This is a genomic window from Streptomyces sp. McG3 (genome assembly GCF_018619185.1).
Lineage (GTDB): Bacteria > Actinomycetota > Actinomycetes > Streptomycetales > Streptomycetaceae > Streptomyces.
Genome location: NZ_JAAXYC010000113.1, coordinates 1 through 23428 on the forward strand (window position 1 = coordinate 1; position 23428 = coordinate 23428).

Consider the following 23428-nt stretch of genomic DNA (forward strand, 5'->3'; position numbering starts at 1 on the left):
GTCCCGGTGGAGGGGGCGTGCGCGCTGGTCGCGGTGGGCCGGGACGGCAGCGAGGAGACGGTGGGCAGTTGGTCGGCCGGGGGCGTGGCCGGCGGTCCGGTCGAGGTGTCGGGCGGGGCGGCGCTGCGGCCGGAGGGCATCGACCACTTCGAGGTGCGGACGGCGGACGGGCGGCGGCTGGTAACGGCGACGCGGTGAGCCCGGGGTGCCGTTACTTCAGGAACTTGGAGAGCCTGCGGTCCGCCAGCGGTTTGCCGCCGGTCTGGCAGGTGGGGCAGTACTGGAGCGAGGAGTCGCTGAAGGAGACCTCCAGGATGGTGTCCCCGCAGACCGGGCAGGCCTCCCCGGTACGCCCGTGGACCCGCATCCCGGTCTTCTTCTCGGCCTTGAGCTTTCCGGCCTCCACCCCGCTGGAGCGGGTCACGGCGTCCTTGAGCGTGGTGCGCAGCGCGGTGTACAGGCGGGTGACGTCGTCCTCTCCGAGGTCGGCGGTCCGTTTGAACGGGGACATCTTCGCGACGTGCAGGATCTCGTCGCTGTAGGCGTTGCCGATGCCCGCGATGAGCGACTGGTCGCGCAGCGCGCCCTTGATCTGGCGGCGCTCCCCGGCGAGCAGCGCGGCGAACGCGTCGCGGTCGAAGGCGTCGGCGAGGGGGTCCGGGCCGAGGCGGGCGATGCCGGGGACGTCCATGGGGTCCTGGACGAGGTGGACGGAGAGGCGCTTCCTGGTGCCCATCTCGGTCAGGTCGAAGCCGTCGCCGTCGACGGTGACCAGGCGCAGGGCGAGGGGTCCCTTGCCGGGGCGGGGCGGGTCGGCCGGGAAGGAGTCCTTCCAGCGGAGCCAGCCGGCCCGGGCGAGGTGGGTGCACAGGTGGAGCCCGCCCGCCTCGATGTCGAGGAACTTGCCGCGGCGGACGACCGCGGTGACGGCCGTGCCCTCCAGGGCGGTCAGCGGCGGGTCGTACGTCTTCAGGACGCTGATCGCCAGCGGGAGGACGCGGGCGATCTCCTTGCCGACCAGGTGGTCGTCGAGGAAGACCCGCAGGGCTTCGACTTCGGGCAGTTCGGGCATGGCTCCAGACTGCCGCAGCCGGTGGGCGGCTGCCTGTCAGGACACCGGTGCGCGGTCCGTGCCGGTGATGACAGCGCCCAGCTCCGTGAACTCCGCCTCGACCGCGGCGGCGAGCCGGTCGAGGTCGGGCAGCGCCTTGCCGTCGGCGACCAGTCCCACGTGCACCCGACCGCCGTAGGTGGACAGGGCCACCGCCAGGGACTGGCCCCGGGCCAGCGGGGCCATGGGGTAGAGGGCGGTCAGCGGGCAGCCGCCCAGCGAGAGCGCGGAGCGGGGCAGCGGCACGCTGGTGACCAGCACGTCGAAGAGCATACGGGCGGCGTTGGCCGCCAGTGGTGCGCCGAACCGGTGCGCCAGTGGGGGCAGTTGGTCGGCCAGTACGGCGACGGCTCCGGCGCCCTTCAGGGGGCCGGCCGCCTTGTTGCGGTCCATCGCCGTCCGGACCGCCCGGAGCCGCCCGCGCGGGTCGGCCTCGGCGACCGGCAGGTCGAGCAGATAGGCGGAGAGCCGGTTGCCGGCGGCGGAGGCGCCACCGGGCCGACGGCGGGAGACGGGGACCAGGGCGCGCGGGTCGGCGGCGGACAGCGGTTCGCCGCGCCCTGCCATCCAGCGGCGCAGCGCACCGGCGACGACGGCGAGGAGGATGTCGTTGGCGGTGCCGCCCTCGGCGCGCCGGATCCGCTGGAGGTCCCCGGCGTCGAGGTCGGCGGTGGCCAGGCGGCGGGTGCCGCTGGAGGGCGCGGTGAGGGCGGTCGCGCCGCGCAGATCGAGGCGGCCCGCACGGACGACGGAGGCCCCCACGCCGAGCGCCCGGCCGACCTCGCCGATCCGGCCGAGGGCCATGCCCGCCATCTCCCGGGGGTCGGGCAGCCAGGAGCGGGGCGGGACGGCGGGGCGGCCCCGGGCAGCGGTGCGGGCGCTGGTGACGGCGGCGATCTCGTCGAAGATCCCGGCCCCGATGGCGACCGCCCGCATCCCGTCGGCCAGGGCGTGGTGCAGTTTGACCAGGACGGCGAAGGGGCCGCCCGCCGCGCCGCCGATGAGATACATCCGCCAGGGTGGCAGCCCGCGCCCGAGCGGTCGCTCCATCAGTTCGCCGGCCAGCCGGCCGGCCTCCGCCATGAAGTCGCCGTCGCCCACGACGACGCGCCGGACGTGCCGGTGCACGTCGAAGTCCTTGTCCACGGTCCAGGCCTTGCCGCCGACCGGCAGCAGGACGTCCCGTACGCACATGCGCAGCCGGGGGATCGCGGCGGCGCGGGCGCCGAGCAGACCGAGGATCCGCTCCGGAGCGACGCCGGGCGCCGGCGCGAAGACGGCGAGCGCGCCGAGGTGCATCGGATGGGCGTCCGATTCGAGGTGCCAGAAAGCGAGGTCGAGCGGGGCGAGGAGCTCGGTACCCATCGGGGGCCTCATGTCGTCGAAGGCGGCAGGGCCGGGGTGCGGCCGGCCCCCGCAGTCAATCGTTTACGGTCGATTACGGTCAAGCACAGACATGTTACGTACTGTTACAGCTTGGTGGGTGACTCAGCGGGCCGGAATGAGGAACTCGCACCACACACATTTGCCGCTGCCGCGGGATTCCACGCCCCAGACGTCGGCCAGCCGGTCGACCAGCATCAGGCCGCGTCCCGACACTCCCGACTCCCCCGCGTCGCGGCGCCGGGGCAGTGCGCTGGAGCGGTCCTCGACGTCGACGCGCAGCCGTCGCTCGGTTCCGGCGAGCACCCGGATCGTCACGACGGCGCCGCCGTCGGTGTGCATGAGCGCGTTGGTGATCAGTTCGTCGGCCGCGAGTTCGATCTCGTCGGCCCGGTCCTTCGCTCCCCAGGCCCGGACCGCGGCCCGGATCATGTGCCGGGACGAACTCAGCGCCTCGGGGTCGTTCTGGGCGACGTGCTGCTGGAGGCGACCGCCCGGCTGCGGGGCGTGCGCGGCCCGGCGGCGCAGCAGCAGGACCGCGACATCGTCCTGGCCGCCGCGCTCGTCGACGGTGTCGCAGAGCTGGTCGGCCAGCTTCTGGAGGTCCTGGGGGCCGTTGGTGACGAGGGCGGTGAGCTGTTGCATGCCTTCGTCGAGGTCGGAGCCCGGCAGCTCGACGAGGCCGTCGGTGAACAGGACCATCGTCTGGCCGGGGTCCAGTTCGACCGTGCCGACCGGGTACTCCAGCCGGCCGAACTCCGCCGAGAGGCCGAGCGGCAGCCCGCCCTCGGACGGCATCCTGCGGCAGCTCCCGTCCACGTCCCGCACCAGCGGGTCGACGTGTCCGGCGCGGACCAGTTGGACGACACCGGTGGTGAGGTCGACCTCGGCGTAGGTACAGGTGGCGAAGCGGTCGGTGTCCAGTTCGTGGAGGAAGACGGAGGCGCGCGCCATGACCGTGGCGGGACTGTGCCCCTCGGCGGCGTACGCGCGCAGGACGATCCTGAGCTGCCCCATGACGGCGGCCGCGTGGGTGTCGTGCCCCTGGACGTCCCCGATGACGGCGCCGACCCGGCCGCCGGGCAGCGGGATCAGGTCGTACCAGTCGCCGCCGATGTCGCGGCCGAGGCGGGCCGAGCGGTAGCGGACGGCGACCTGCGCCCCGGGCACGGCCGGGATCCGGCGCGGCAGCATCGCCTGCTGGAGGCCCTCGGCGAGGTCGTGCTCCTGTTCGTAGAGCATCGCGCGCTGGAGGCTCTGGGCGATCGAGGTGCCGAGCGCCATCAGCAGATTGCGCTCGTCGGCGGTGAAGCCTCCCTTGTCCCGGTAGAGGAGGCCGAGTGCGCCGATCGGACGGGCCTGCGCGATCAGCGGCATGTAGGCGGCGGAGGTGATCCCGAGGTGGCTGATGTCGGGCCACAGGATCGGATAGGAGGTGGCGAAGTCCTCGGCGGACTCGATGAAGCGGGGCGTCAGGGTGCGCACAACTTCGCTCATCGGGTACTGCTCGTCCACCCGGGTGTACCGGGTACCGGGGACGTACGAGCCTTTGGGGCCGTCGGCCACGAGGTGGATGCGGCCGGACTCCAGCAGGCCCATGACGAGGCTGGTGGCTCCGAGGTGGGCGAGCCCCTGGGAGTTCTTGAGTACGGCGATGACGTCCTTGACGGTACGGGCGTGGGCCAGCGCGGCGGTGGTGCCCTCGACCAGGCTGGTGCGCCGGCGGCGGTCCTCGTCCAGCTCGCGCCGGGCGGTGGAGTCGGCCAGTTCCTGGGTGGCGTCGCGGACGATGCCGATGATGCGGCGGGGCCGGCCGGTGCCGTCCCGGCGGACGAAGCCCTGGGTGTGGGTCCAGCGCAGCGTGCCGTCGCGCCGCTGGATGCGGAAGTACGCGCCGTAGTCGGTGCGACCGCTCTTCAGGGCGTGCGAGACCATCCCGTCCAGACGCTGCGCCTCGTCCGTCGGCACGCGCGGCGCCAGCGAGGCCGGCCGGTCGTCGTACTCGTCCGCGGTCAGGTCGAACACGTCGAGGGCGGCCTGGTCCATGTGCATGAGGCCGGTGTCAAGATCCCAGTCGAAGCTGCCCATACGGTTCAGGGCGAGGCTGAGGTCCGGGTGGGCGGGCCAGTCGTCGGGGAGTGACAGGGCACCCGCTACCCGATCATCCATGTGGGCCACTCTGCCACCATTTATCCGATTCTTCTTGTCCGATTCGTCGATGGTTCCGTACGCACCCGGGGGCGGCGCCGTACGCGCGCCGCCCCCGGGGCCCCTCCCCCCGGCGGTCCGGTCCGGTCAGCCGGCGAACACGTCGTCGAGGCCCGCTTCCATGGGCTCGTCCGGCTCGGCGGTCACTTCCGGCTCAAGGGGGCCGTCGGGCCCCGCGGGCTCGTCAGGCTCGGCGGGGAAGACCTGGGTCGGCTCCGGCGCGACATCGGGGTCGCCCTCCTCCTCGTACTCCCACGGCTCCTCGGGCGGCGTGTCACCGAAGTCGTCGGACGGCTCCGGCGGCCCGGGATCCGTGGGCTCCACCGGCTCGGAGGGGGCCGGCCCGGTCGGGGCGGTGTCCGGGGGCGCGGATTCCGAGGGGCGGCCCGGCGACGGGAAGAGCAGATCGGCGTCGGGCTCGAAGGGCGGCGGGTCGTCCGGGGTGCGGTCGCGGCCGCCGCTGTCGCCGATGGCCCGCTCGATCCAGGTGTTGTCGTCGGCGTTGACGATGATCAGGCTGGTGGCCGCCTTGACTCCGGGCTCGACGGCCACGATGCGTGCGGGGTCGTAGCCGGGCCAGCGCTCCCCCCGGTGGGCGATCTTCCCGTCGGCGACCACGGGCGGGGCCAGCGGGTTGCCGCAGGCGCAGCGCACGCGGGGCATCCCCCGGCTGTCGACCAGGACGGCGGTGCCCGCCTGGAGCACGGCCTGGAAGGCGGTGGCCGAGCCGGCGCTGTAGCCGTGATTGGTGACCTGGGCGTCGGCGCGCAGGACGACCGGGGTGAGGGACTTCAGGTAGCCCGGGATCTGCACGGCCTCGATGCCGGACACGTCGGCGAAGGCACCTGCCTTGCCCTCGTCGTCGGCCAGGAGGGAGGCCTGCTGTTCGACGTCGCAGGCGGCGACCGACCGGGTGCCGCCGTAGAGCCCCGGCACGGCGCCGGACACCGGATGGACCGTCCGGGTGGCGGAGGTCGGTTCGGCGTCCGGCGCACCGGTGGGGGACGGGGAGGCCGTCGCCCGCGCCGTGGAAGCGGTGAACGGACCGGGGCCGGGGGACGCGAGCGGCTGGAGGAGGACGTCCTTGGCCTCCGCGGTGCCCGTGGTGCCCTTCGCCGTACGGTCGCCGCCGCCTCCGCAGCCGGCGACGGCGAACAGCACTCCGGCGGACAGCGCGGCGAGCGCGGTACGCCGGATACGTCCTGGTGAGCGCACAGAGCTCTCCTGCCTGTCCCTGGGGAGCGGATGGGTGTCACCATCTGTGCCGCACCGAGCACGGTCCCGCAAGCGGAACAGCGGGCCACCACCCAGTCTTGAACGCGTTCAATAAACCCTCTACTCTCACTCTCGGGACTTGAACACGTTCAAAGCAGGGGGAAGTCGTGTCCGCACTGGTCAACGCCATCGTGATGCTGGGCATGCTCGTCGTCGTGCCGGCGGGGCTGCGGCTGACCGGACAACAGGAGCTGGACCGGATCCGGCGGCTCTGGCCCCTGTTCGCCGTGCCGGGCGCCGTCGCCCTCTGGCTGCCGCGCTCCACCGCGGCCACGGCGCTCGCCTGCTGCTACGCGCTGGGAGCCGTCCTGCTCGCCCTGCACGCCCCGCGCCGGGCGATCCGCGGCCGGGACCTCGACCCGGCGGGGATCGCGCTGCTCACCGCGCTGGTCACCCCGGCCATCGCCGCGGTCGCCCTGGTCGCCGAACGGTCGGGGCACGAGCTGTTCGGGTTCGGCCTCGGCATCCTCGCGCTGACCGTGCCGCACTTCCACTTCGCCGGGTTCGCCGCCGCCCTGATCGCCGGGCTGGTCTGCCGGGTCTCCGACGGCCCCGCGGGCCGCTTCGCCGCGCTGAGCGTGCCGCTGGGCACCCTGCTCGTCCTCGTCGGGTACTTCGTCGGCGACTGGGCCGAGCTCGCCGGGGCCCTCGTCCTCACGGCCGGCATGTGGACGGTCGGCCTGCTGACCTGGCGCATGGGGCGCGACGGCGGCCGGGACCGGACGACGCGGCTCCTGCTGTTCGCCTCCGCCGCCGTCCTGGTGGCGACGATGCTGCTCGCCCTGAGCTGGGCGCTCGGCGAGGCGACCGGACTGCCCCACCCCACCCTGACCTGGATGGCCGCCACCCATGGCCTGGGCAACGCGCTGGGCTTCGCGCTCTGCTCGCTGCTGGCCTGGCGGCGCATCCGCACCGAGGAACCCGACCGCACCGGAGGCAGGACCGCATGAGCACCCTCACCTACCCGGAGGTCGGCGCGACCCGCCTCGGCCCGCTCCCCCGGGGTTACCACCACCTCCACCACCGCGCCCCGGTCGGCCGGGGCGCGACGGACTTCGCCACCGCCGGAGCGGCGATAACCGAGTGGCGGATGCACATCGCCTCGGGCGCGCGGGTCGAGGCCACGGCACGACGCGCGGAGCCGGGCGGCAGCGTCCGGGTCTCCCTCGGCCTCGGGCCGCTGCGCCTCACCGCCCCCTGCGAGGTCATCTGGACGGCGTACGGGGAAGACGGCCGCACCGGCTTCGGTTACGGCACCCTCGCCGGGCATCCGGAACGCGGCGAGGAGTGCTTCGTGGTGGACCTCGCGGACGACGGCACCGTGTGGTTCACGGTGCTGGCGTTCTCGCGCCCCGCGACCTGGTACGCCCGGCTCGGCGGACCGCTCGTGCCCCTCGTGCAGCACTGGTACGCGCGCCGGCTCGGCCGCACTCTGCGCCGGATCGTCGCCGGGAGCTGACCCGCCCGGCGGCGCCCTGGCCGATACTGGCAGGGATGGAATGGTTCACCGCGGACGGCTACTGGCTGAGCCGGCTGATCTTCCAGCGGGCTCTGGCCGTGGTCTATCTGGTCGCCTTCCTCTCCGCCGCGCTCCAGTTCCGGGCGCTGATCGGCGAGCGCGGCATGCTGCCCGTCCCCGAACTGCTGCGGCGCACGCCCTGGCGGGCCGCCCCGGGGCTCTTCCGGCTCCACTACTCGGACCGCTTCTTCGCCGGCGCCGCCTGGAGCGGCTGCGCCGTATCGGTGGGCCTGATCGCCGGTCTCGACGGGCTGCTGCCGCTGTGGGGCGGCATGCTGCTCTGGGCGCTGCCGTGGGTGCTGTATCTGTCGATCGTCCAGGTGGGGCAGGTCTGGTACGGATTCGGCTGGGAGTCGCTGTTGCTGGAGACGGGGTTCCTGGCGGTCTTCCTCGGCACCGGGGACACGGCCGCGCCGGTGCTGGTGCTGTGGCTGCTGCGGTGGCTGCTGTTCCGGGTGGAGTTCGGCGCGGGGCTGATCAAGATGCGCGGGGACGCGTGCTGGCGGAAGCTGACCTGCCTGGACTACCACCACGAGACGCAGCCGATGCCGGGGCCGCTGAGCTGGTTCTTCCACCATCTGCCGGGGCCCGTGCACCGGGTGGAGGCCGCCGCCAACCACTTCACCCAGCTGCTGGTGCCCTTCCTGCTGTTCACCCCACAGCCGGTGGCGAGCGCGGCGGCCGGCCTGATGGTCCTCACCCAGCTCTGGCTCGTCCTGTCGGGGAACTACGCCTGGCTGAACTGGCTCACCATCGCGCTGGCGCTTTCCGCGATCGACTGGACCCCTCTGGCCGGGCCGCCGCCCGCCCAGGTCGCGCCGCCCCTCTGGTACGAGGTGGTGGTCATCGCGGTGACCGCTCTGGTCCTCGTGCTCAGCTACCGCCCGGTGCGCAATCTGCTCTCGCGGCGGCAGGCGATGAACCGGTCCTACGATCCCCTGCACCTGGTCAACACCTACGGGGCGTTCGGCTCCATCAGCCGGATGCGCCTGGAGGTCGTGGTGGAGGGCAGCGCCGATCCGGTGGCGCACGAGGGGGCCGAGTGGCGGGAGTACGGCTTCCGCGGCAAGCCGGGCGATCCACGGCGGCTGCCGCGCCTGTTCGCCCCGTACCATCTGCGGCTCGACTGGATGATGTGGTTCGCGGCGCTCTCCCCCGCGTACGCCCGCCCCTGGTTCGGGCCCTTCGCCGAGCGGCTGCTCGACGGCGACCGGGACACGCTCCGGCTCCTCGGGCACGACCCGTTCCCCGACGGACCGCCCCGGCAGGTGCGCGCCCGGGTCTTCCGCTACCGGTTCACCGGGCTCCGGGAGCTGCGGGCCACCGGATGCTGGTGGCACCGCACCTACGTCCGGGAATTCCTGCGGCCCGTCTCCCGGCCGCTGCCGCCGGAGCGGGAGGGCGGGGAGACGGGCCGCGGGACGCGCTGAGCGGTCAGTCGATGCCGGGCAGGATGTGCGGCTCGGCGAGGTCGTCCTCGTATCCGGCGAGCCGGATCGGGGCGGACCTGGCCCAGACCTCGATGTTCCGCAGCTTCTCGGGGCGGCCGGGCCGTCCGGCGTTCCGTTCGGCGGGGCGCATTTCGCGCTCGGTCAGTTCCGGTGTCGTCACCGCGCACTCCTTCGTGTCGCGTCGCCCGGGGCGTCGCCGTCGCTCCGGCGGCGATGCCGGGGCGCGACCGCCCCGCGCGGGGCAGGGGCTGGGATATGTCGGTCGCGGTGGCGCCGGTTCGGGGCGGAACAGCGGCCGGGTTACCGACCATGTCCCAGGACGGTCGGGGAACCTTCGTGGGCTCCTCGATGACGTCCGTTCGCCTCAGCCTAACCAAATGAGCGCCACCGCGCTCGATAGAACGTGTGCGGTAGGTCACTTTCGGCCACCGGATACAGCGAAAACCCGGCCCAGGAAACATCCTGGGCCGGGTTTTCGGCGCTCGCACGGGGCCGATGGGCAGGTTGAGCCGTTCGGGTTACCAGTTGGCGGGGGCGTAGTCCTTGAGGAAGCATCCGTAAAGGGCCTCGCCGCCCTCACCGCGCACGATCGGGTCGTAGACCCGGGCCGCGCCGTCGACCAGGTCGAGGGGCGCGTGGAAGCCCTCCTCGGCGAGACGCATCTTGTCCGGGTGCGGGCGCTCGTCGGTGATCCACCCGGTGTCCACGGCCGTCATCAGGATGCCGTCCTTCTCGAACATCTCCTGGGCGCTGGTGCGCGTCAGCATGTTGAGCGCGGCCTTGGCCATGTTGGTGTGCGGGTGGCCGGCGCCCTTGTAGCCGCGGCCGAAGACGCCCTCCATCGCCGAGACGTTGACGACGTACGCGTGCTTCGCGGCGGTCGCCGCCATCGCCGGGCGCAGCCGGCTGATCAGGATGAACGGCGCGGTGGAGTTGCAGAGCTGGACTTCGAGGAGCTCGATCGGCTCGACGTCCTCGACCGTCTGGACCCAGCTGTTGGTGTCGTGCAGATCGGGGACGAGGCCGCCCGCGTCGATCGCGGTGCCCGCGGCGATCCGGGCCGGCGAGGCGGAGCCGGTGACCAGGGCGAGGTCCGTGACCTCCTGGGCGCTGAGCCGTTCCTTGCGGGCGGCGGGCAGGGCCGCGACCCGGTCGACCGTGCCGCTGCCGAAGGTGCCGATGACCTCGGCGACGGGCAGTTCGCCCGCGGGCAGCGGGGCCGACTCCGCGTTGACCAGCTCGCTGTAGGCGCCCGGGGAGCGGCGCACGGTCTGGGCCGCGTTGTTGATCAGGATGTCCAGCGGGCCCTCCGCGGCGACCGAGTCGGCCAGCGCGACGACCTGGGCCGGGTCGCGGAGGTCGATGCCGACGATCTTCAGCCGGTGGATCCACTCGTCGCTGTCCTCCATCGCCTTGAAGCGGCGGATCGCGTCGTTGGGGAAGCGAGTGGTGATGGTGGTGTGAGCGCCGTCGCGCAGCAGCCGCAGCGCGATGTACATGCCGATCTTCGCCCGGCCGCCGGTGAGCAGCGCCCGGCGCCCGGTCAGGTCGGTGCGGGCGTCGCGGCGGGAGCGGTTCTCCTTGGCGCACGACTGGCAGAGCTGGTGGTAGAACGCGTCGACCTCGACGTACCGCGTCTTGCAGATGTAGCAGGATCGGGGCCGCTGGAGGATGCCCGCGATCTCGGCCTGGGCGGAGGAGGAGGGCAGCACGCCCTGCGTCTCGTCGTCGATGCGCTCCGCCGAGCCGGTCGCCGTGGCCTCGGTGACGGCCCGGTCGTGGGCGGTCTTCGCGGCGCGGCGCTCCTGGCGGCGGCGCTGCTTCACGGTGCGGTAGATCCCGGCGGTGGCGCGGCGGACCGCGATGGCGTCCGGGTGGTCCACCTCGATCCGGTCGAGCTCGTCGAGCACGCTCAGGCAGACGGCCAGCCGCTCCGGGTCGATACCGGGACCGAGCTCCTCGATTCCGGGAGCGAGCTCCGGGCTGTCCTCTGTCACCGTCATTGCCGTTCCTCTGTCATCTTCTCGCCGCGGATCGTGGATCACCGCAGGCCGAAACACCCCGCCCAAGTTTGCCATGCGCGGGCCACTGCTCTGTTCGAGAGGCGTACGGGCGCCGTACGGGCGGCCCCGGGCGGAGGGCGCCGGACAGGCCTCCGGAACAAGCGGAAGAAAATAAGTGAAAGAAGGTACGCATGACTTCGCGAGGACCGGGCAGGCGACCGTCCGACACATTGGGCAGCAGGGAGGGCGACACCATGAAGGCGATGTCTGCACAAGCCACCGGAACGAAGCCGCTGAGCGACAGCGACAGCCGGACCGGTGCGCGGGCGGCGGACGTCACCACCGGAGACCTGCCCTGGGTCGAGGACGCGGGAAAGATCGCCCCGCAGGACGCACGGGCCCTGTCGAAGATCTTCTTCGACCGGATCCAGGTCCTGGAGGAGGGCACCCATGAGCACCAGTACGCGCGCAACACCCTGATCGAGATGAACCTCTCCCTGGTGCGCTTCGCCGCCTCCCGGTTCCGCAACCGCGGCGGCGACGACACCGAGGACATCATCCAGGTCGGCACGATCGGCCTGATCAAGGCGATCGACCGGTTCGACCTGTCCCGCGAGGTCGAGTTCGCCACCTTCGCCGTGCCTTACATCGTCGGGGAGATCAAGCGCTTCTTCCGCGACACCACCTGGTCGGTGCATGTGCCGCGGCGGCTCCAGGAGCTGCGGGTGGACCTCGCCAAGGCGAAGGAGCAGCTCTCCGCGGAGCTCGACCGCGACCCCACCGTCAAGGAGCTGGCCGCCCACCTCGACCTCCCCGAGGAGGAGATCATCGAGGGGCTCGTCGCCGCCAACGGCTACTCGGCCGGTTCGCTCGACACCCCCTCCGCGGAAAGCGACTCGGGCCAGGAGCAGCGGGCGTACGCCGATGTCCTCGGCGAGGCCGATCCGGGCATGGAGACCGTCGAGAACCTGCACACCCTGGCCCCGCTGCTCGATCAGCTCGACGACCGGGAGCGCCGGATCGTGCAGATGCGGTTCGGGGCGGAGATGACGCAGTCGCAGATCGGCGCGGAGCTCGGCGTCTCGCAGATGCATGTGTCGCGGCTGCTCAGCAGGATCGTCCAGCAGCTCCGCAAGGGGATGAGCGTCGAGGCGTGATCCCGCACGACCCTTCCGGCTTCGGGCCGGAATCCAGCCGTCCGCCCTTCCGGGCGGGCGGCTTCGTGCTGTCCGCACGTCGGTCCGGTCCACCGAGGAGTCCGTGGCTCGCATATGCTTCCTGACGATCAGGCCGGACGCACCGTGCCGTCGCGCGAAAGGGTGGAGGCTTGACCGAGTCGCCCGTGGGCACATCTCCGATCCCTGTGGGCATCCCCGGCATCCCCACCCAACAGGTTGGCATCCCCCACCGTCCCGAGGCCCCGCTGTGGAACCTCGACGCGTCGATCCTGCTCGTGGAGGACGACGCGGGTGACGCGCTGCTCGTCGAGGAGATGCTCACCGACAGCGAGCTGGATTCCGCCCTCACCTGGTGCAAGACCCTGGCCGAGGCGCGCGCCTTCCTGAGCGCGGCCACCACTCCGGTGTGCGTGCTCCTGGACCTGCACCTCCCCGACGTCCACGGCCTGGACGCCGTGCGCCAGATACTGGAGTCCGACGGCGACGCGGCGATCGTCGTCCTCACCGGCCTGGAGGAGTCCGGCACCGGGCTCCGCGCGGTCGCCGGCGGTGCCCAGGACTACCTGGTCAAGGGCCGCCTGGGCCCGGAGATCCTCTCGCGCGCGGTCCGCTACGCCCTGCAGCGCAAGGAAGTGGAACGGGCCGCCGCCGCGCTGCGCGCCAACCAGCTGATCGCCCAGGAGAACGCCCGGCTGGAGCGCGGGCTGCTGCCCGTCCCCCTGCTGCGGGACGACCGCTTCCGGGCGCGCGCCCGCTACGAGCCGGGGCGGGTCCACGGGCTGCTGAGCGGTGACTTCTACGACGTCGTGCAGACCGCGGACGGCACGGTGCACGCGGTGATCGGCGATGTCTCCGGGCACGGGGCCGCCGAGGCCGCGCTCGGTGTGTGTCTGCGGGTGGCCTGGCGCACCGCCGTGCTGTGCGGTACGTCCCACCCGGAGCAGATAGCCCTGCTGGAGGAGATCCTGGTCGCGGAGCGCTCGGACTCGCATGTCTTCGCCACCGTCACCTCGCTGGCGTTCCCGCCCGGGCAACGGCACGCGCAGGTCCTGCGGGCCGGTCATCCCGGCCTGCTGCTGCGTGAGGGTACGGACGTGACCTGGGTCGAGCCCGAGGGCGGTATGGCGCTCGGGCTACTGCCCGGGGTCGGCCGCTGGCCGACCGTCGACATACCGCTGGCGCCCGGCGCCGGTCTCGTACTCTTCACGGACGGGCTCTTCGAGGGGCGCGACGGCCCCGACAGCCGCCTCGGCGAGGAAGGGCTGCTCGCGATGGCACGGGCCAACGGGCACCTGCCGGCCCGCTCGTTCGTCGACGCCCTGGTCGCCGGGGCCGCGGAGGGGGCCGCCCCCTACGGCGGTCTCGCGGACGATGTGGCCGTTCTGCATCTGGGCTGGGGATCGGAATCCGATGAACGGTGACATGACGAGACAACCGGCTCCGGGCGGCCTGGCCGCGCGGCTGTCGGTACAGAACTGGGTCCATCTCATACTCGGCGGATTCATCGTGGTGGTCTGCGCCTGTCTGGTGATCGGCGGGCTGGTGATGGCCCGGATCTCCGACCGCACGACCGAGCTGGTGGACCGCATCCAGCCCGCCAGATCCGCGTCCTTCCAGCTCCAGAACTCCCTGCTCGACCAGGAGACCGGGATCAGGGGATTCGCGCTGACCGGCGACGACTCCTTCCTCGAACCGTACGAGACAGGGAAGGCCGCCGAGCAGGAGCGTCTCGCACAGGTCCGGCGGCTGGTGGGCCCCGGCAGCCGGTACGCCGACGACCTCGACGCCATCGCCTCCGCCGCCGAGAAGTGGCGGCGCAGCAAGGCCGAGCCGCTGATCGCGACGGTGCGGGAACGAGGACCGAGCGAGGCCGCGACCTCTGCCCAGTTGCAGCGCAGCAAGGCGGACTTCGACCAGCTGCGGCAGGCGTACGGCGCCCAGCAGGGGCATCTCGCCGAGGCCCGCGACCAGGCGCGCAGCGACCTCGGCACGGCGCGCACCACCCGTGACCGGGTGGTGATCGCGCTGGTCACCGTCTTCGTGCTGACCGTGGCGGCGCTGAGCCTGCTGCTCCACCGGGTGGTGGGCGTCCCGCTGAACCGGCTGCGCGCCGCCTCGGACCGCGTCAGGTCGGGAGCCTTCGGAACGCGGATCGAGATCAAGGGGCCGTCCGACGTGCAGGCCGTGGCCTGGGCCGTGGAGGAGATGCGGCGGCGGCTGGCCGACGAACTGGCCGAGGCGCAGGACCGCGAGGCCCTGCTCGCGGAGCAGACGGAGGAGCTGCGCCGTTCCAATTCGGAGCTGGAGCAGTTCGCGTACGTCGCCTCGCACGACCTCCAGGAGCCGCTGCGCAAGGTCGCGTCCTTCTGCCAGCTCCTGGAGAAGCGGTACGGCGAGGAGCTCGACGAGCGGGGCAAGCAGTACATCGCCTTCGCGGTGGACGGCGCCAAGCGGATGCAGGTCCTCATCAACGACCTGCTGACGTTCTCGCGGGTGGGCCGGGTGCAGGAGAGCTGGAAGCCGGTCGATCTGGACCGGGCCCTGGACCGCGCCCTGGGCAATCTGACCCTCGCGATCGAGGAGTCGGGGACCGTGGTCGAACGGCCCGATTCCCTGCCGGAACTGCTCGGGGACGCGACCGCCCTCACCATGGTCTGGCAGAACCTCGTCGGCAACGCGGTGAAGTTCCGCAGGGAGGGCGTCCCGTGCCGGATCTCGGTCGCCTGCGTCCGCGAGGACGCGGACTGGCACCTGACGGTGTCGGACAACGGGATCGGGATCGCACCGGAGTTCGCGGACAAGGTGTTCGTCATCTTCCAGCGGCTGCACGCCCGTGACGAGTACGAGGGCACGGGCATCGGCCTCGCGCTCTGCCGGAAGATCATCGAGTTCCACGGTGGCCGGATCTGGCTGGAGCCCGAACCGGGCGAAGGCACCCGCATCCACTTCACCCTGCCCGTGGCGCCCGAGGCGCCCACGCACACCGCGGCGGAGCTGCTCGCTCCCGCCCTGCCCACCAGCAAGCCGGGAGATCCTTCGTGAACACCCCTGTCCAGCCCATCGAGGTCCTGCTCGTCGAGGACGACCCCGGCGACGAGCTGATGACCCGTGAGGCCTTCGAGGACAACAAGATCCGCAACACCCTGCACGTCGTGCGCGACGGACAGGAGGCGCTGGACTTCCTCTACCAGCGCGGCGAGTACACCGAGGCCCCCCGCCCGGACCTCGTGCTGCTGGACCTGAACCTGCCCAAGTACGACGGCCGGCAGGTGCTGGAACAGATCAAGGGCGACCCCGAACTCGCCCTCATCCCCGTGGTCGTGCTCACCACGTCCTCGGCCGAGGAGGACATCCTGCGCAGCTACAAACTCCACGCCAACGCGTACGTGACGAAGCCGGTGGACCTCGACCAGTTCATCGCCGCGGTGCGCCAGATCGACGAGTTCTTCGTGACCGTGGTGCGGCTGCCCGGACGTGCGTAGGATCGGTCCGGATCTCCTGGAGTGGGATCGTTCGCCAGGGGTAGACGAATGGCGGAAAAGGTCCCCGACCTCACTGCGGCGCCCTGGCTGGAGCACATGAACGAACAGGTCACCTCCCCACCGGAAGACCCGGGTCAGGGGCTGGCTACCGCCGAGGTACTGCTCAGCGCCGAGGTCTTCGACGGCGAGCCTGGCTGCATCGCACTGGCCCGTGCGCTCGCCGACCGGTTCCTGACGCGGCTCGCGGTGGAGTGCCTCGCCCCGATCGGCGAGCACACGCGCAGCGATCTGATGCTGGCCGTGAGCGAGCTGGTCACCAACGCCGACCGCTACAGCCACGGCCCCTATCTTCTGGAGCTGGAGGGCAACGCGCAGCTCATCAGCGTCACGGTGTACGACAGCAGCACCGCGATGCCCGTGCTGTACGCCCCCGATCCGTCCCGCCTCGGCGGTCACGGCATGGAGATCGTGGTGGCCCTGTGCGACCGGCTCACGGCCGAGCGGGTGCCGGTGGGCAAGCGGATCCGGGCGGAGTTCCAGCTCAGCACCTGAGCCCGGCCGGCGTCACTCAGGCGTCGAGCACGGCGGTGGCCTCGATCTCCACCAGGTGTTCGGGGATGTCCAGGGCCGCGACGCCCACCAGGGTGCCGGGCGCCTCGGGCGTAATGCCCAGTCTCGCGGCAGCCCGGGACACGCCCTCCAGGAACGCGGGCATCTTCTCGGGCGTCCAGTCCACGACGTACACGGTCAGCTTCGCCACGTCGTCGAAGGTGCCGCCGACCGCGGCGAGGGCCGTGCCGATGTTCACGTAGCACTGCTCGACCTGTGCGGCGAGGTCGCCCTCGCCGACGGTGGCGCCCGCCGCGTCCCAGGCGACCTGCCCGGCGACGAAGACCAGCTTCGATCCGGTCGCGACCGACACCTGCCGGTAGGCGCCGATCTCCGGCAGTCCGCCCGGGTTCACCAGGGTGATGGCCATGCTGCCCGCCTCCTCGTCCTGGGGGCCGTGCCCCCTCTTGCCACCTGACCCGCCGATGGCCGGTCACTTGTGGTTACTCGGGAACCGTAGGAGAGTGGCCGCTGACATGGAAGAACGCACTTTTCGGTGACGGGGGAACCTGATGGTGACCAAGCAGTTCAGCGGCTCGCCCGAGGACGCGGATCTGCGGCGCGCGGACTCGCTGGCGCGGGAGATCTTCTCCGACGTCGCGAACAAGTGGGCGCTCCTGATCATCGAGGCCCTGGGCGGGGGAACTCTCCGCTTCACCGAGCTGCGGGGCGAGGTCGAGGGCATCAGCCACAAGATGCTCACCCAGAACCTGCGGATGCTGGAGCGCTACGGACTGGTCGAGCGGTGTGTGCACCCCACCGTGCCCCCGCGCGTCGAGTACACCCTCACCGAGCCGGGGCAGGGCCTGCGCCGGACGGTCCATGTGATGTGCGACTGGACCCATGAGCACATCGGTCACATCGAGGCCTCGCGCCGCGCCTTCGACGCGGCTCAGGCCACGTCCCGGTCCTCCGGACGGCCGAACCAGTCCAGGCACAGCACCAGGGCGTCGTCGAGCGTCTCCGTGCCCCGGTACTCCGCCAGTTCGCCGAGCATCGCGCGCGGAACGGTGGCGGCCGGAAGCAGCCGTGTCGACTGGATGGCACGGGCCAGCGCGCGTTCCCCGTACGCCTCGCCGAGCGGGGACACCGCCTCGTAGACGCCGTCGCTGAGCAGCAGCAGCCGGTCACCGGGCTCCACGTGCAACTCCTGGACCGTGTACTGCGACTCCTCGAACATGCCGAGCGGCAGCTGCGCTTCCAGTTCGATCCGGCGGACCTCCCGGCCGCGCTGCATCCAGAGCTGCGGCGATCCCGCGTCGACGACCCCGACCCGTCCGGTCGCCAGCTCGAAGCGGAGCAACAGGGTGGAGACGTGGGACGCGCCGCGGTGCTGGTCGTAGAGCGCTTGGTCGGCGAGGGCCGCCTGGTCCGCGATGCCGATGCCGGCCCGGCGGGCGTTGCGCAGGGCGTTGACGGCGAGATTGGTGAGGAGAGAGGCCTGTATGCCCTCGCCCATGCCGTTGGTCACCGCGAGGGTCAGCTCGTCGGCGTCGGCGGCCCAGTCGAAGTTGTCGCCGTGGATGGCGTACGCGGGCTCCAGCTGGGCCCCGATCGCGAACTCGGCGGCGGTGCAGGCGCGGGCGGGCAGCAGTTGCCACTGCATCTCCGCGGCGAGGGTGAGGCGGGTGGTGCGCCGGGCGCGCTGGTACAGGTCGGTGTCCCGTTCGGCGACGAGGATCTCGTGGCCCAGCAGGTCCGCCACGTGGGTCAGCTCGCCGATCAGCTCCGGGGTGGACAGGGTCTGGGGCAGCCGGACGGTGAGGATGCCGAGCCGTTCGCCCCGGACGGTCACGGGCAGGTGGTGGTCGACGGCGTCGTCGTGCCGGACCTGCTGTTCCCGTGGCTCCTGGCTGCCGAACGCCCGGCCCTCGGGACTGTTGTGGAGGGACAGCGGCTCGTCGTCGGGCCGGTCCAGGGATGTGAGGACCCGCAGACCGTAGTCGGCGAGGTGGAGCTCGACCGCGAGGGCCCCGTAGGCGCTGCTGAGCCTGGTGCGCAGGGTGGCCAGCAGGGCGTGCGGCGCTGCGGCCCGTACGGCGGCCTCAATGTCCGTTCTTCTGTTCACGGTCTCTCGCGCAATCTTCGTCCTGCGACGTGGTAGGGGCCGGGGCCGGGCTGACAAGCAGGCCTGACGGGTGACACAGTGGCTGAATGCCCCACCGAGGATTTCGCCCGAGCAGTCGCGAACAGGCGTCCGCCGACGCCGTCGCCGCCTCGGAGCTGCTGGAGGTGCTGTGGGGCCGGGGCCAGGAATCCGCCGCTTCGGGAACGGTATCGCCCTCCCAGCTTCGGGCCCTGCTCGTGATCGAGAAGCAGGAGGGCACCAATCTGCGGGCGCTGGGTGAGGCCCTGGGCTCGCGTGCCCCCTCCGTCAGCAGGCTCTGCGACCGGATGGAGGCGATGGGGCTCGTCCAGCGGGCGCCCAGCCCGACCAGCCGTCGCGAAGTGGAGCTGCGGCTGAGTCTGCGTGGTCGCACCCTTCTGGAAGAGTACCGGGCCCTGCGCGTCGGCGAACTGAACGCCGTGCTGGATCGGATGGATCCCGCCGCCCTCGCCGCCCTCGCCGAGGGCCTCGCGGCCTTCCACACCGCCGCTTCGGAGCGCCTTTCCCCGCAAAGGGATACGGCCGCCTCCCCACTCCGCGATGATGTCGCGGACAGCGCCTAGCTCCATCAGCTCCTGCTTCCGCATCCATCGGTTCTCCGCCTTCGGCAGACCGGCCGAGCAACCGTCGGGGATCAGATTGTTACCCAATGGAGAATGTTGTCAAATGGCAACTGTTACTTCTATCGTTACTCCATACCCCGCCGCGACCAGGGACGGAACCATGCCGACCCGTCCGGCGACACGGCTCTCCGCCCCTTCCGATTCGCCCGAGGTGCCTTCCGTGCTTTCATCGCCCAACGAAGACAGAGCCGTCAGAATCACCACCCGACAGGAACGGGACGCATCGGTCCTCGTCGTGTCGGGTGACCTCGATATCGACAGCGTCGCCCCCTTGGGCCTCGCCCTGACCGCGGCGGCCGACGACGGCACCGGTCCGGTCGTCGTGGACCTCTCCGGCGTCGGCTTCGCGGACTCGACGACGGTCAATGTGCTGCTCCAGGGACACACCGCGCTGGGCGACCGGCTGAGGCTGGCCGCCCCGTCCCCGTTCATGCGCCGCCTGATCGACATGATCGGCCTCGACAGCGCCCTGCCCGTCCTGCCGTCGGTGGACGCCGCCATCGACGCCGCACTGCCTTCCTGACGGTCCCCGGTCCGGGGGCGGCGGGGTGGCTACCGCCCCCCGGCCCGCCGCTCGGGCGCCCGGTCGAACACGCAGTCCCCGCACAGCCCACCGCCCGGACACCGCCAGTACAGGCAGCAGCTGCGCCGCCGGAACGCCGGACCGTGCGGCGCCCCGGTGTGGCGCAGCGCCTCGTCGTCGAAGAGCTCGGCCGCCAGCGCGCGGGCCCGTGCGGCCACGTCCGGCCGGTCCTGGGCGCGCGCGAAGGCGACGAGTTCGCGTACGGCTCCGGCGAGCGCGGACCCCGCGTTGCCCCGCAGGAGCTGCGGGGAGATGGCGCCGTCGCGCCGGAACGCCTCCGACAGCGGTTCCAGATGCCCGTACTGGACCTCCTCCCGGATCCGGGCCGCCGTACCGGGCAGCTCGGCCGTCCCCGCGAGCCACAGGTCGTCCGGCGAGGTGGCCGACGGGTCCCAGTGGAGGGTGTCGGGCGTCAGTGCGGGGATCCGCCCGAAGAGCGCGGCCGGGCCCAGCGCGAGCGACCAGAGCCGGGCCGCGAGACCGAGATGGGCGATGGAGGCGGCGACCCTGCGCTCGGGGGCCGCGAGGCGTGCCGCGACCTTGTCGACACGCGCGGCGAGCGGGCCGCCGTCCCCCGCGTACGACTCCGCCAGCGGACGGTGCCCACCGCCCGGCACCGGAGTGGTCCGCAACGCGAAGAATCCCCCGACCGACGCCAGTAGCACCAGGTCCATGCCCTGTTCCCCCTCGGTTCCCGGCCGGCCTCCGGCCCGCTCCCGCACCCGGCCGTACGGCCACCGGCGGTGTCGCCCTCGCGGCTCACCGTATCCGCCGGACGATAACTTCTGACGCCTGGGGACGAGAGGACTACCGTCGGGAGGAGGACGTCGGTCCGTCGGGCGTACTACTGGGGCAGTAGGCCGAAGTGCAGTCTCAAGGACGACGACGTGGGGCCCCGGACGGGACATCGTGGTGTACATGAGTTCCCTTGCGTTGTCCGTGCTGCTGTCACTGGTCTCCGCGGTCGCCTATGCGGCCGGGGCGATCATCCAGGAGCGCGTGGCCGCGACCGGTGACAACTCCTGGCAGACCCTGTTGCGCAACGGCGTGTGGTGGGCCGCCGTCCTCCTCAACGGGGCCGGTGCGGTCCTTCATGTGGTGGCGCTCGCTTACGGTCCGCTCAGCCTGGTCCAGCCGCTCGGCGCGCTGACGATCGTCTTCGCGCTGCCGATGGCGGCCCTGTTCGTCGGGCGGAGGGCGGGCGCGACGGCCTGGCGCGGGGCCCTGATGGCCACGGCCGGGCTCGGCGGACTGCTGGCGCTCACGGGGAACGCCGAGCCGCACACCCTGAACGGTCCCGAGCAGGCGCTGCTGGCCACGGTGACGTTCGGGGCCGTCGGCGCCCTCGTCGTGCTCGCCCGTACGCTGCGCCGGCCGGTCCTGCGCAGCATCGTCCTGGCCACGGGCGCGGGCGCGGCGTTCGGCATGGCCTCGGTGTTCACCAAGACCGTGGCCGTGGAGTGGACGTCCGGTTCGCTGCGCTCGGGCGCGCTGCCGCTGCTGGTGATCGCCGGGCTCGCGGCGGCGGGCCTGTTCCTCTCGCAGGCCGCCTACCGGGGCGCGGGCCTCACCGCTCCGCTCGCGACCGTGACGGTGGTCAACCCGGTGGTGGCCGCCGCGATCGGCCTCACGCTGTTCGGTGAGCACTTCCGTCTCGGCGTCCCGGGCACCGTCCTGGCCCTCTCCTGCGGGGCGCTGGCCGCCGGCGGCCTGATCATGCTGACGCGGGAGCGGCTGCGCACGGAGCACGCCGAGGAGCCGTGCACGGAGGGCGGGGCGGAGGCTCCCCCCTCGCCGTCACCGGTCGTGCCGGAACCAGCATCGGGACGGGTGCCCGTGACGCGGCTGCCGTCGCCCCTGCCGCCGGGGCAGGCGGTGCCGCAGGTGGAGTTCGGCGCGCCGGGCCCGCTCGCGAAGCAGCGGCGGCGCGGTGGATCCACCCTGCGCCGCTCCCGCTCCGACCGGACGGTTCAGACCCTGACGCCGCCTGCCCGGAGGTAGGCGAGCGGGTCGACGTCCGAGCCGTAGCCGGGGCCCGTGCGGATCTCGAAGTGCAGGTGCGGGCCGGTGCTGTTGCCCGTGGAGCCGGAGCGGGCGATGCGCTGCCCACCGGAGACCGACTGCCCCGCGCGCACGTGGAGCGCGGAGAGATGGGCGTACTGGCTGTACTTGCCGTCGCTGTGCCGGATGACGACCTCGTAGCCGTACGCCCCGGCCCAGCCGGCCGAGACGACGCGGCCCGGAGCCACCGACTTCACCGATGTCCCGGTGGGCACGGGGAAGTCCACGCCGGTGTGATAGCCGCTGGACCAGCCGCCGGCCTGACGGTAGGGAGTGCCGGTGCCGGCGGAGACCGGGGCGCTGAAGCCGGAGTGCTTCACGGCGCGCTCCTGAGCGGGACGCTCCTTCTTCGGCGCCTCCTGCTTCGGCGCTTCCCTCTTGGGCGCTTGCTGCTTCGGGGCCGTCTTCTCGGGGGCCCGCTGTTTCGGGGCTTCCTTCTTGGGCGCGGCCTGCGCGGGCGCTTCCTTCTTGGGATCGGCCTTGCGCTGATCCGGCGTCGCCGCCGGGGGCTTCGGGGCGGTCTTCCGCTCGGGCTGTCCGGAGCTCTTCCCCTCCCCCGCCTTCGGCGCCCGGCTCTGGTCGAGGCTCAGCCGCTGCCCGGGGAAGATCAGGTCAGGGTCGTCCCCGACAACGGTGCGGTTGGCCGCGTAGAGGCCCTGCCAGCCGCCGCGCACCCGCTGGGCGGACGCGATCCCGGAGAGGGAGTCGCCGCTCGCGACGGTGTACGAGTCGCGTTTGCCCGGCACATGGGTGGGCGTCGCCTCGACAGGACGGGTCCGCGGCTGCCGGGGCGGCGCGCTCTGCGGCGCCGCGGCCCCGACGGTCCGGCTTCCCGCGCTCTGTGTGTCGGTCCCCGACTCCGGAGCGGCCCCGGGCTCGTCCCCGCCCCGGGTGAGCCCCGCCGGTACGGAACAGGTGGGCCAGGCGCCGGGGCCCTGGCCGTCCAGCACCTTCTCGGCGATGGCGATCTGCTGGTCCCGGGTGGCGAGGTCGGCGCGCGGCGCGTACTGCGTACCGCCGTAGGCGGCCCAGGTGGAGCCGCTGAACTGCAGACCGCCGTAGTAGCCGTTGCCCGTGTTGACGGCCCAATCGCCGCTGGACTCGCAGGCGGCGACCTTCTCCCACACCTCGACCGGGGCGGCCCCCGCCGACGCCGCGGTGATGAGCGGGAGCGCGATGCCCGCGCCGCTCGCCGTCACCGTGAGCGAGGCACGGTTGATCCGGCTCGGCTGGTATCTGCGGTGCCGTCCGTTCGCGGCCATACGTGGCTCCCCCACTGGCTTCGGGTCATGTCGCAAGGGGCAACGTAGGTCCGCACAGTGACTGATCACAAGCAAAACGTGACACTCGGCCACCCTCGACCGGTCCGTGGCCGAATTCCGATCCCCGACCGTCCGGCGGGCCCCGCCTTCCGCTCCGCCCGAACCGCGTTCGGCCCGAACGCGGTTCCTGCCCTCTGCTCTTCCCCTCCGCTCCTCCCCGCCCCCCTCCCGCTGCTCCCCGGTCGGACTCCTCGCCTCGGCCCGCTTGGACCCGCCCGATGGAGAGCGCTCTCCGCGAGTGCTATAAAGGCGCTCATGACGGATGATCCGCGCTCGGCCGGAGCGCCCACCCTGGAGGACGTGGCGCGGGCGGCCGGCGTCTCGCGCGCCACCGTCTCCCGGGTCGTCAACGGGGTACGCAATGTGGACCCGGTGATCCAGGAGGCCGTGCGCCGGGCGGTCTCCGTGACGGGTTACACCCCCAACCGAGCGGCCAGGTCCCTGGTGACCCGACGGGCGGACGCGATCGCCCTGGTGGTGTCGGGCGCGGGCGTCGAACCGGAGGCGTCCCGG

Annotated in this window: 22 protein-coding genes and 2 pseudogenes; 14 read left to right on the top strand and 10 right to left on the bottom strand. The window is 72.3% G+C overall.

Annotated elements, in window-relative coordinates:
- Positions 1-198 (top strand): annotated as a pseudogene (locus tag HET64_RS19420) (hypothetical protein); the annotation flags it as partial.
- A 13-nt stretch (positions 199-211) separates the two neighbouring features.
- Here the strand turns inward: HET64_RS19420 and HET64_RS19425 are convergent.
- From HET64_RS19425 to HET64_RS19440, 4 genes are all read right to left on the bottom strand, one after another.
- Positions 212-1072 carry an Fpg/Nei family DNA glycosylase gene (locus HET64_RS19425; RefSeq protein WP_215107321.1) on the bottom strand — a complete coding sequence of 287 codons (861 nt, stop codon included), beginning with the start codon at positions 1070-1072 and terminating at the stop codon, positions 212-214.
- A 36-nt stretch (positions 1073-1108) separates the two neighbouring features.
- A complete protein-coding gene (locus tag HET64_RS19430) occupies positions 1109-2476 on the bottom strand; it encodes a wax ester/triacylglycerol synthase family O-acyltransferase (protein ID WP_215107322.1) in 1368 nt (455 codons plus the stop codon).
- 123 nt (positions 2477-2599) lie between these two features.
- Positions 2600-4663 carry a SpoIIE family protein phosphatase gene (locus tag HET64_RS19435; protein WP_215107323.1) on the bottom strand — a complete coding sequence of 688 codons (2064 nt, stop codon included), beginning with the start codon at positions 4661-4663 and terminating at the stop codon, positions 2600-2602.
- 126 nt (positions 4664-4789) lie between these two features.
- A complete protein-coding gene (locus tag HET64_RS19440; RefSeq protein ID WP_215107324.1) occupies positions 4790-5917 on the bottom strand; it encodes a DUF6777 domain-containing protein in 1128 nt (375 codons plus the stop codon).
- Between the two features lie 167 nt (positions 5918-6084).
- Here HET64_RS19440 and HET64_RS19445 point away from each other — a divergent pair, with 167 nt between their 5' ends.
- Genes HET64_RS19445 through HET64_RS19455 form a run of 3 tightly spaced genes read left to right on the top strand, consistent with a single transcriptional unit; the run spans position 6085 to position 8926 of the window.
- Positions 6085-6927 carry a YndJ family protein gene (locus HET64_RS19445; protein ID WP_215107326.1) on the top strand — a complete coding sequence of 281 codons (843 nt, stop codon included), beginning with the start codon at positions 6085-6087 and terminating at the stop codon, positions 6925-6927.
- Positions 6924-7436 (top strand): DUF1990 family protein, encoded by a 513-nt coding sequence (locus HET64_RS19450; protein WP_215107328.1) that lies wholly within the window; start codon positions 6924-6926, stop codon positions 7434-7436. Before HET64_RS19445 ends, HET64_RS19450 begins: the two co-directional genes overlap by 4 nt.
- A gap of 35 nt (positions 7437-7471) precedes the next feature.
- Positions 7472-8926: a lipase maturation factor family protein gene (locus HET64_RS19455; protein ID WP_215107330.1), complete on the top strand. Its 1455-nt coding sequence runs from the start codon at positions 7472-7474 to the stop codon at positions 8924-8926.
- Between the two features lie 4 nt (positions 8927-8930).
- Here the strand turns inward: HET64_RS19455 and HET64_RS19460 are convergent, their stop codons facing one another.
- Both HET64_RS19460 and HET64_RS19465 read right to left on the bottom strand, forming a co-directional pair.
- A complete protein-coding gene (locus tag HET64_RS19460; RefSeq protein WP_164610478.1) occupies positions 8931-9107 on the bottom strand; it encodes a hypothetical protein in 177 nt (58 codons plus the stop codon).
- A gap of 358 nt (positions 9108-9465) precedes the next feature.
- Positions 9466-10950 (bottom strand): SDR family NAD(P)-dependent oxidoreductase, encoded by a 1485-nt coding sequence (locus HET64_RS19465; protein WP_215107332.1) that lies wholly within the window; start codon positions 10948-10950, stop codon positions 9466-9468.
- A 254-nt stretch (positions 10951-11204) separates the two neighbouring features.
- Between HET64_RS19465 and HET64_RS19470 the strand changes: the two genes are divergently transcribed.
- The 5 genes from HET64_RS19470 to HET64_RS19490 all read left to right on the top strand — a co-directional run bounded on the left by HET64_RS19470 (position 11205) and on the right by HET64_RS19490 (position 16162).
- Positions 11205-12107: an RNA polymerase sigma factor SigF gene (locus HET64_RS19470; protein WP_215107334.1), complete on the top strand. Its 903-nt coding sequence runs from the start codon at positions 11205-11207 to the stop codon at positions 12105-12107.
- A gap of 206 nt (positions 12108-12313) precedes the next feature.
- Entirely contained in the window at positions 12314-13549 is a 1236-nt protein-coding gene (locus HET64_RS19475) for a PP2C family protein-serine/threonine phosphatase (RefSeq protein WP_215107356.1), read from the top strand.
- 1 nt (position 13550) lies between these two features.
- Positions 13551-15170 (top strand): CHASE3 domain-containing protein, encoded by a 1620-nt coding sequence (locus HET64_RS19480; protein ID WP_215107336.1) that lies wholly within the window; start codon positions 13551-13553, stop codon positions 15168-15170.
- Positions 15167-15610 (top strand): response regulator, encoded by a 444-nt coding sequence (locus tag HET64_RS19485; RefSeq protein WP_215107338.1) that lies wholly within the window; start codon positions 15167-15169, stop codon positions 15608-15610. The genes HET64_RS19480 and HET64_RS19485 overlap by 4 nt, the downstream gene beginning before the upstream one ends.
- A 96-nt stretch (positions 15611-15706) precedes the next feature.
- Positions 15707-16162, top strand: coding sequence for an ATP-binding protein (locus HET64_RS19490; protein WP_215107358.1), 456 nt, complete (start codon positions 15707-15709; stop codon positions 16160-16162).
- A gap of 16 nt (positions 16163-16178) precedes the next feature.
- On the opposite strand, the gene HET64_RS19495 is transcribed toward HET64_RS19490, so the two are convergent.
- Positions 16179-16589, bottom strand: coding sequence for a RidA family protein (locus HET64_RS19495; RefSeq protein WP_215107340.1), 411 nt, complete (start codon positions 16587-16589; stop codon positions 16179-16181).
- Between the two features lie 142 nt (positions 16590-16731).
- Here HET64_RS19495 and HET64_RS19500 point away from each other — a divergent pair.
- Positions 16732-17109, top strand: a pseudogene (locus HET64_RS19500) (winged helix-turn-helix transcriptional regulator); the annotation flags it as partial.
- Positions 17110-17111: 2 nt separating this feature from the next.
- Here the strand turns inward: HET64_RS19500 and HET64_RS19505 are convergent.
- Positions 17112-18287, bottom strand: a complete 1176-nt coding sequence (locus HET64_RS19505; protein ID WP_215107342.1) for a PP2C family protein-serine/threonine phosphatase — start codon at positions 18285-18287, stop codon at positions 17112-17114.
- 86 nt (positions 18288-18373) lie between these two features.
- On the opposite strand from HET64_RS19505, the gene HET64_RS19510 reads away from it, so the two are divergent.
- Positions 18374-18889, top strand: a complete 516-nt coding sequence (locus HET64_RS19510; RefSeq protein ID WP_215107344.1) for a MarR family winged helix-turn-helix transcriptional regulator — start codon at positions 18374-18376, stop codon at positions 18887-18889.
- 220 nt (positions 18890-19109) lie between these two features.
- The gene (locus tag HET64_RS19515) at positions 19110-19472 is read left to right on the top strand and encodes an STAS domain-containing protein (protein WP_215107346.1); all 363 of its coding nucleotides are present in this window, start codon (positions 19110-19112) and stop codon (positions 19470-19472) included.
- 29 nt (positions 19473-19501) lie between these two features.
- Here HET64_RS19515 and HET64_RS19520 read toward each other — a convergent pair whose 3' ends face one another.
- Positions 19502-20206 (bottom strand): (2Fe-2S)-binding protein, encoded by a 705-nt coding sequence (locus HET64_RS19520; protein ID WP_215107348.1) that lies wholly within the window; start codon positions 20204-20206, stop codon positions 19502-19504.
- A 244-nt stretch (positions 20207-20450) separates the two neighbouring features.
- Between HET64_RS19520 and HET64_RS19525 the strand changes: the two genes are divergently transcribed.
- Entirely contained in the window at positions 20451-21533 is a 1083-nt protein-coding gene (locus HET64_RS19525) for a DMT family transporter (RefSeq protein WP_215107350.1), read from the top strand.
- On the opposite strand, the gene HET64_RS19530 is transcribed toward HET64_RS19525, so the two are convergent.
- Positions 21503-22855, bottom strand: a complete 1353-nt coding sequence (locus tag HET64_RS19530) for a transglycosylase family protein (protein ID WP_215107352.1) — start codon at positions 22853-22855, stop codon at positions 21503-21505. The two genes, HET64_RS19525 and HET64_RS19530, sit on opposite strands and share 31 nt — an antisense overlap.
- A 315-nt stretch (positions 22856-23170) precedes the next feature.
- Between HET64_RS19530 and HET64_RS19535 the strand changes: the two genes are divergently transcribed.
- On the top strand, positions 23171-23428 hold a 258-nt coding region (locus HET64_RS19535; protein ID WP_215107354.1), incomplete at its 3' end, for a LacI family DNA-binding transcriptional regulator.

Bases quoted from the DNA above. Each gene is read 5' to 3' on its own strand.
- HET64_RS19425 (WP_215107321.1), bottom strand. From the start codon at position 1,072: ATGCCCGAACTGCCCGAAGTCGAAGCCCTGCGGGTCTTCCTCGACGAC.
- HET64_RS19430 (WP_215107322.1), bottom strand. From the start codon at position 2,476: ATGGGTACCGAGCTCCTCGCCCCGCTCGACCTCGCTTTCTGGCACCTC.
- HET64_RS19435 (WP_215107323.1), bottom strand. From the start codon at position 4,663: ATGGATGATCGGGTAGCGGGTGCCCTGTCACTCCCCGACGACTGGCCC.
- HET64_RS19450 (WP_215107328.1), top strand. From the start codon at position 6,924: ATGAGCACCCTCACCTACCCGGAGGTCGGCGCGACCCGCCTCGGCCCG.
- HET64_RS19455 (WP_215107330.1), top strand. From the start codon at position 7,472: ATGGAATGGTTCACCGCGGACGGCTACTGGCTGAGCCGGCTGATCTTC.
- HET64_RS19465 (WP_215107332.1), bottom strand. From the start codon at position 10,950: ATGACGGTGACAGAGGACAGCCCGGAGCTCGCTCCCGGAATCGAGGAG.
- HET64_RS19470 (WP_215107334.1), top strand. From the start codon at position 11,205: ATGAAGGCGATGTCTGCACAAGCCACCGGAACGAAGCCGCTGAGCGAC.
- HET64_RS19480 (WP_215107336.1), top strand. From the start codon at position 13,551: ATGACGAGACAACCGGCTCCGGGCGGCCTGGCCGCGCGGCTGTCGGTA.
- HET64_RS19490 (WP_215107358.1), top strand. From the start codon at position 15,707: ATGAACGAACAGGTCACCTCCCCACCGGAAGACCCGGGTCAGGGGCTG.
- HET64_RS19495 (WP_215107340.1), bottom strand. From the start codon at position 16,589: ATGGCCATCACCCTGGTGAACCCGGGCGGACTGCCGGAGATCGGCGCC.
- HET64_RS19510 (WP_215107344.1), top strand. From the start codon at position 18,374: ATGCCCCACCGAGGATTTCGCCCGAGCAGTCGCGAACAGGCGTCCGCC.
- HET64_RS19520 (WP_215107348.1), bottom strand. From the start codon at position 20,206: ATGGACCTGGTGCTACTGGCGTCGGTCGGGGGATTCTTCGCGTTGCGG.
- HET64_RS19525 (WP_215107350.1), top strand. From the start codon at position 20,451: ATGAGTTCCCTTGCGTTGTCCGTGCTGCTGTCACTGGTCTCCGCGGTC.
- HET64_RS19530 (WP_215107352.1), bottom strand. From the start codon at position 22,855: ATGGCCGCGAACGGACGGCACCGCAGATACCAGCCGAGCCGGATCAAC.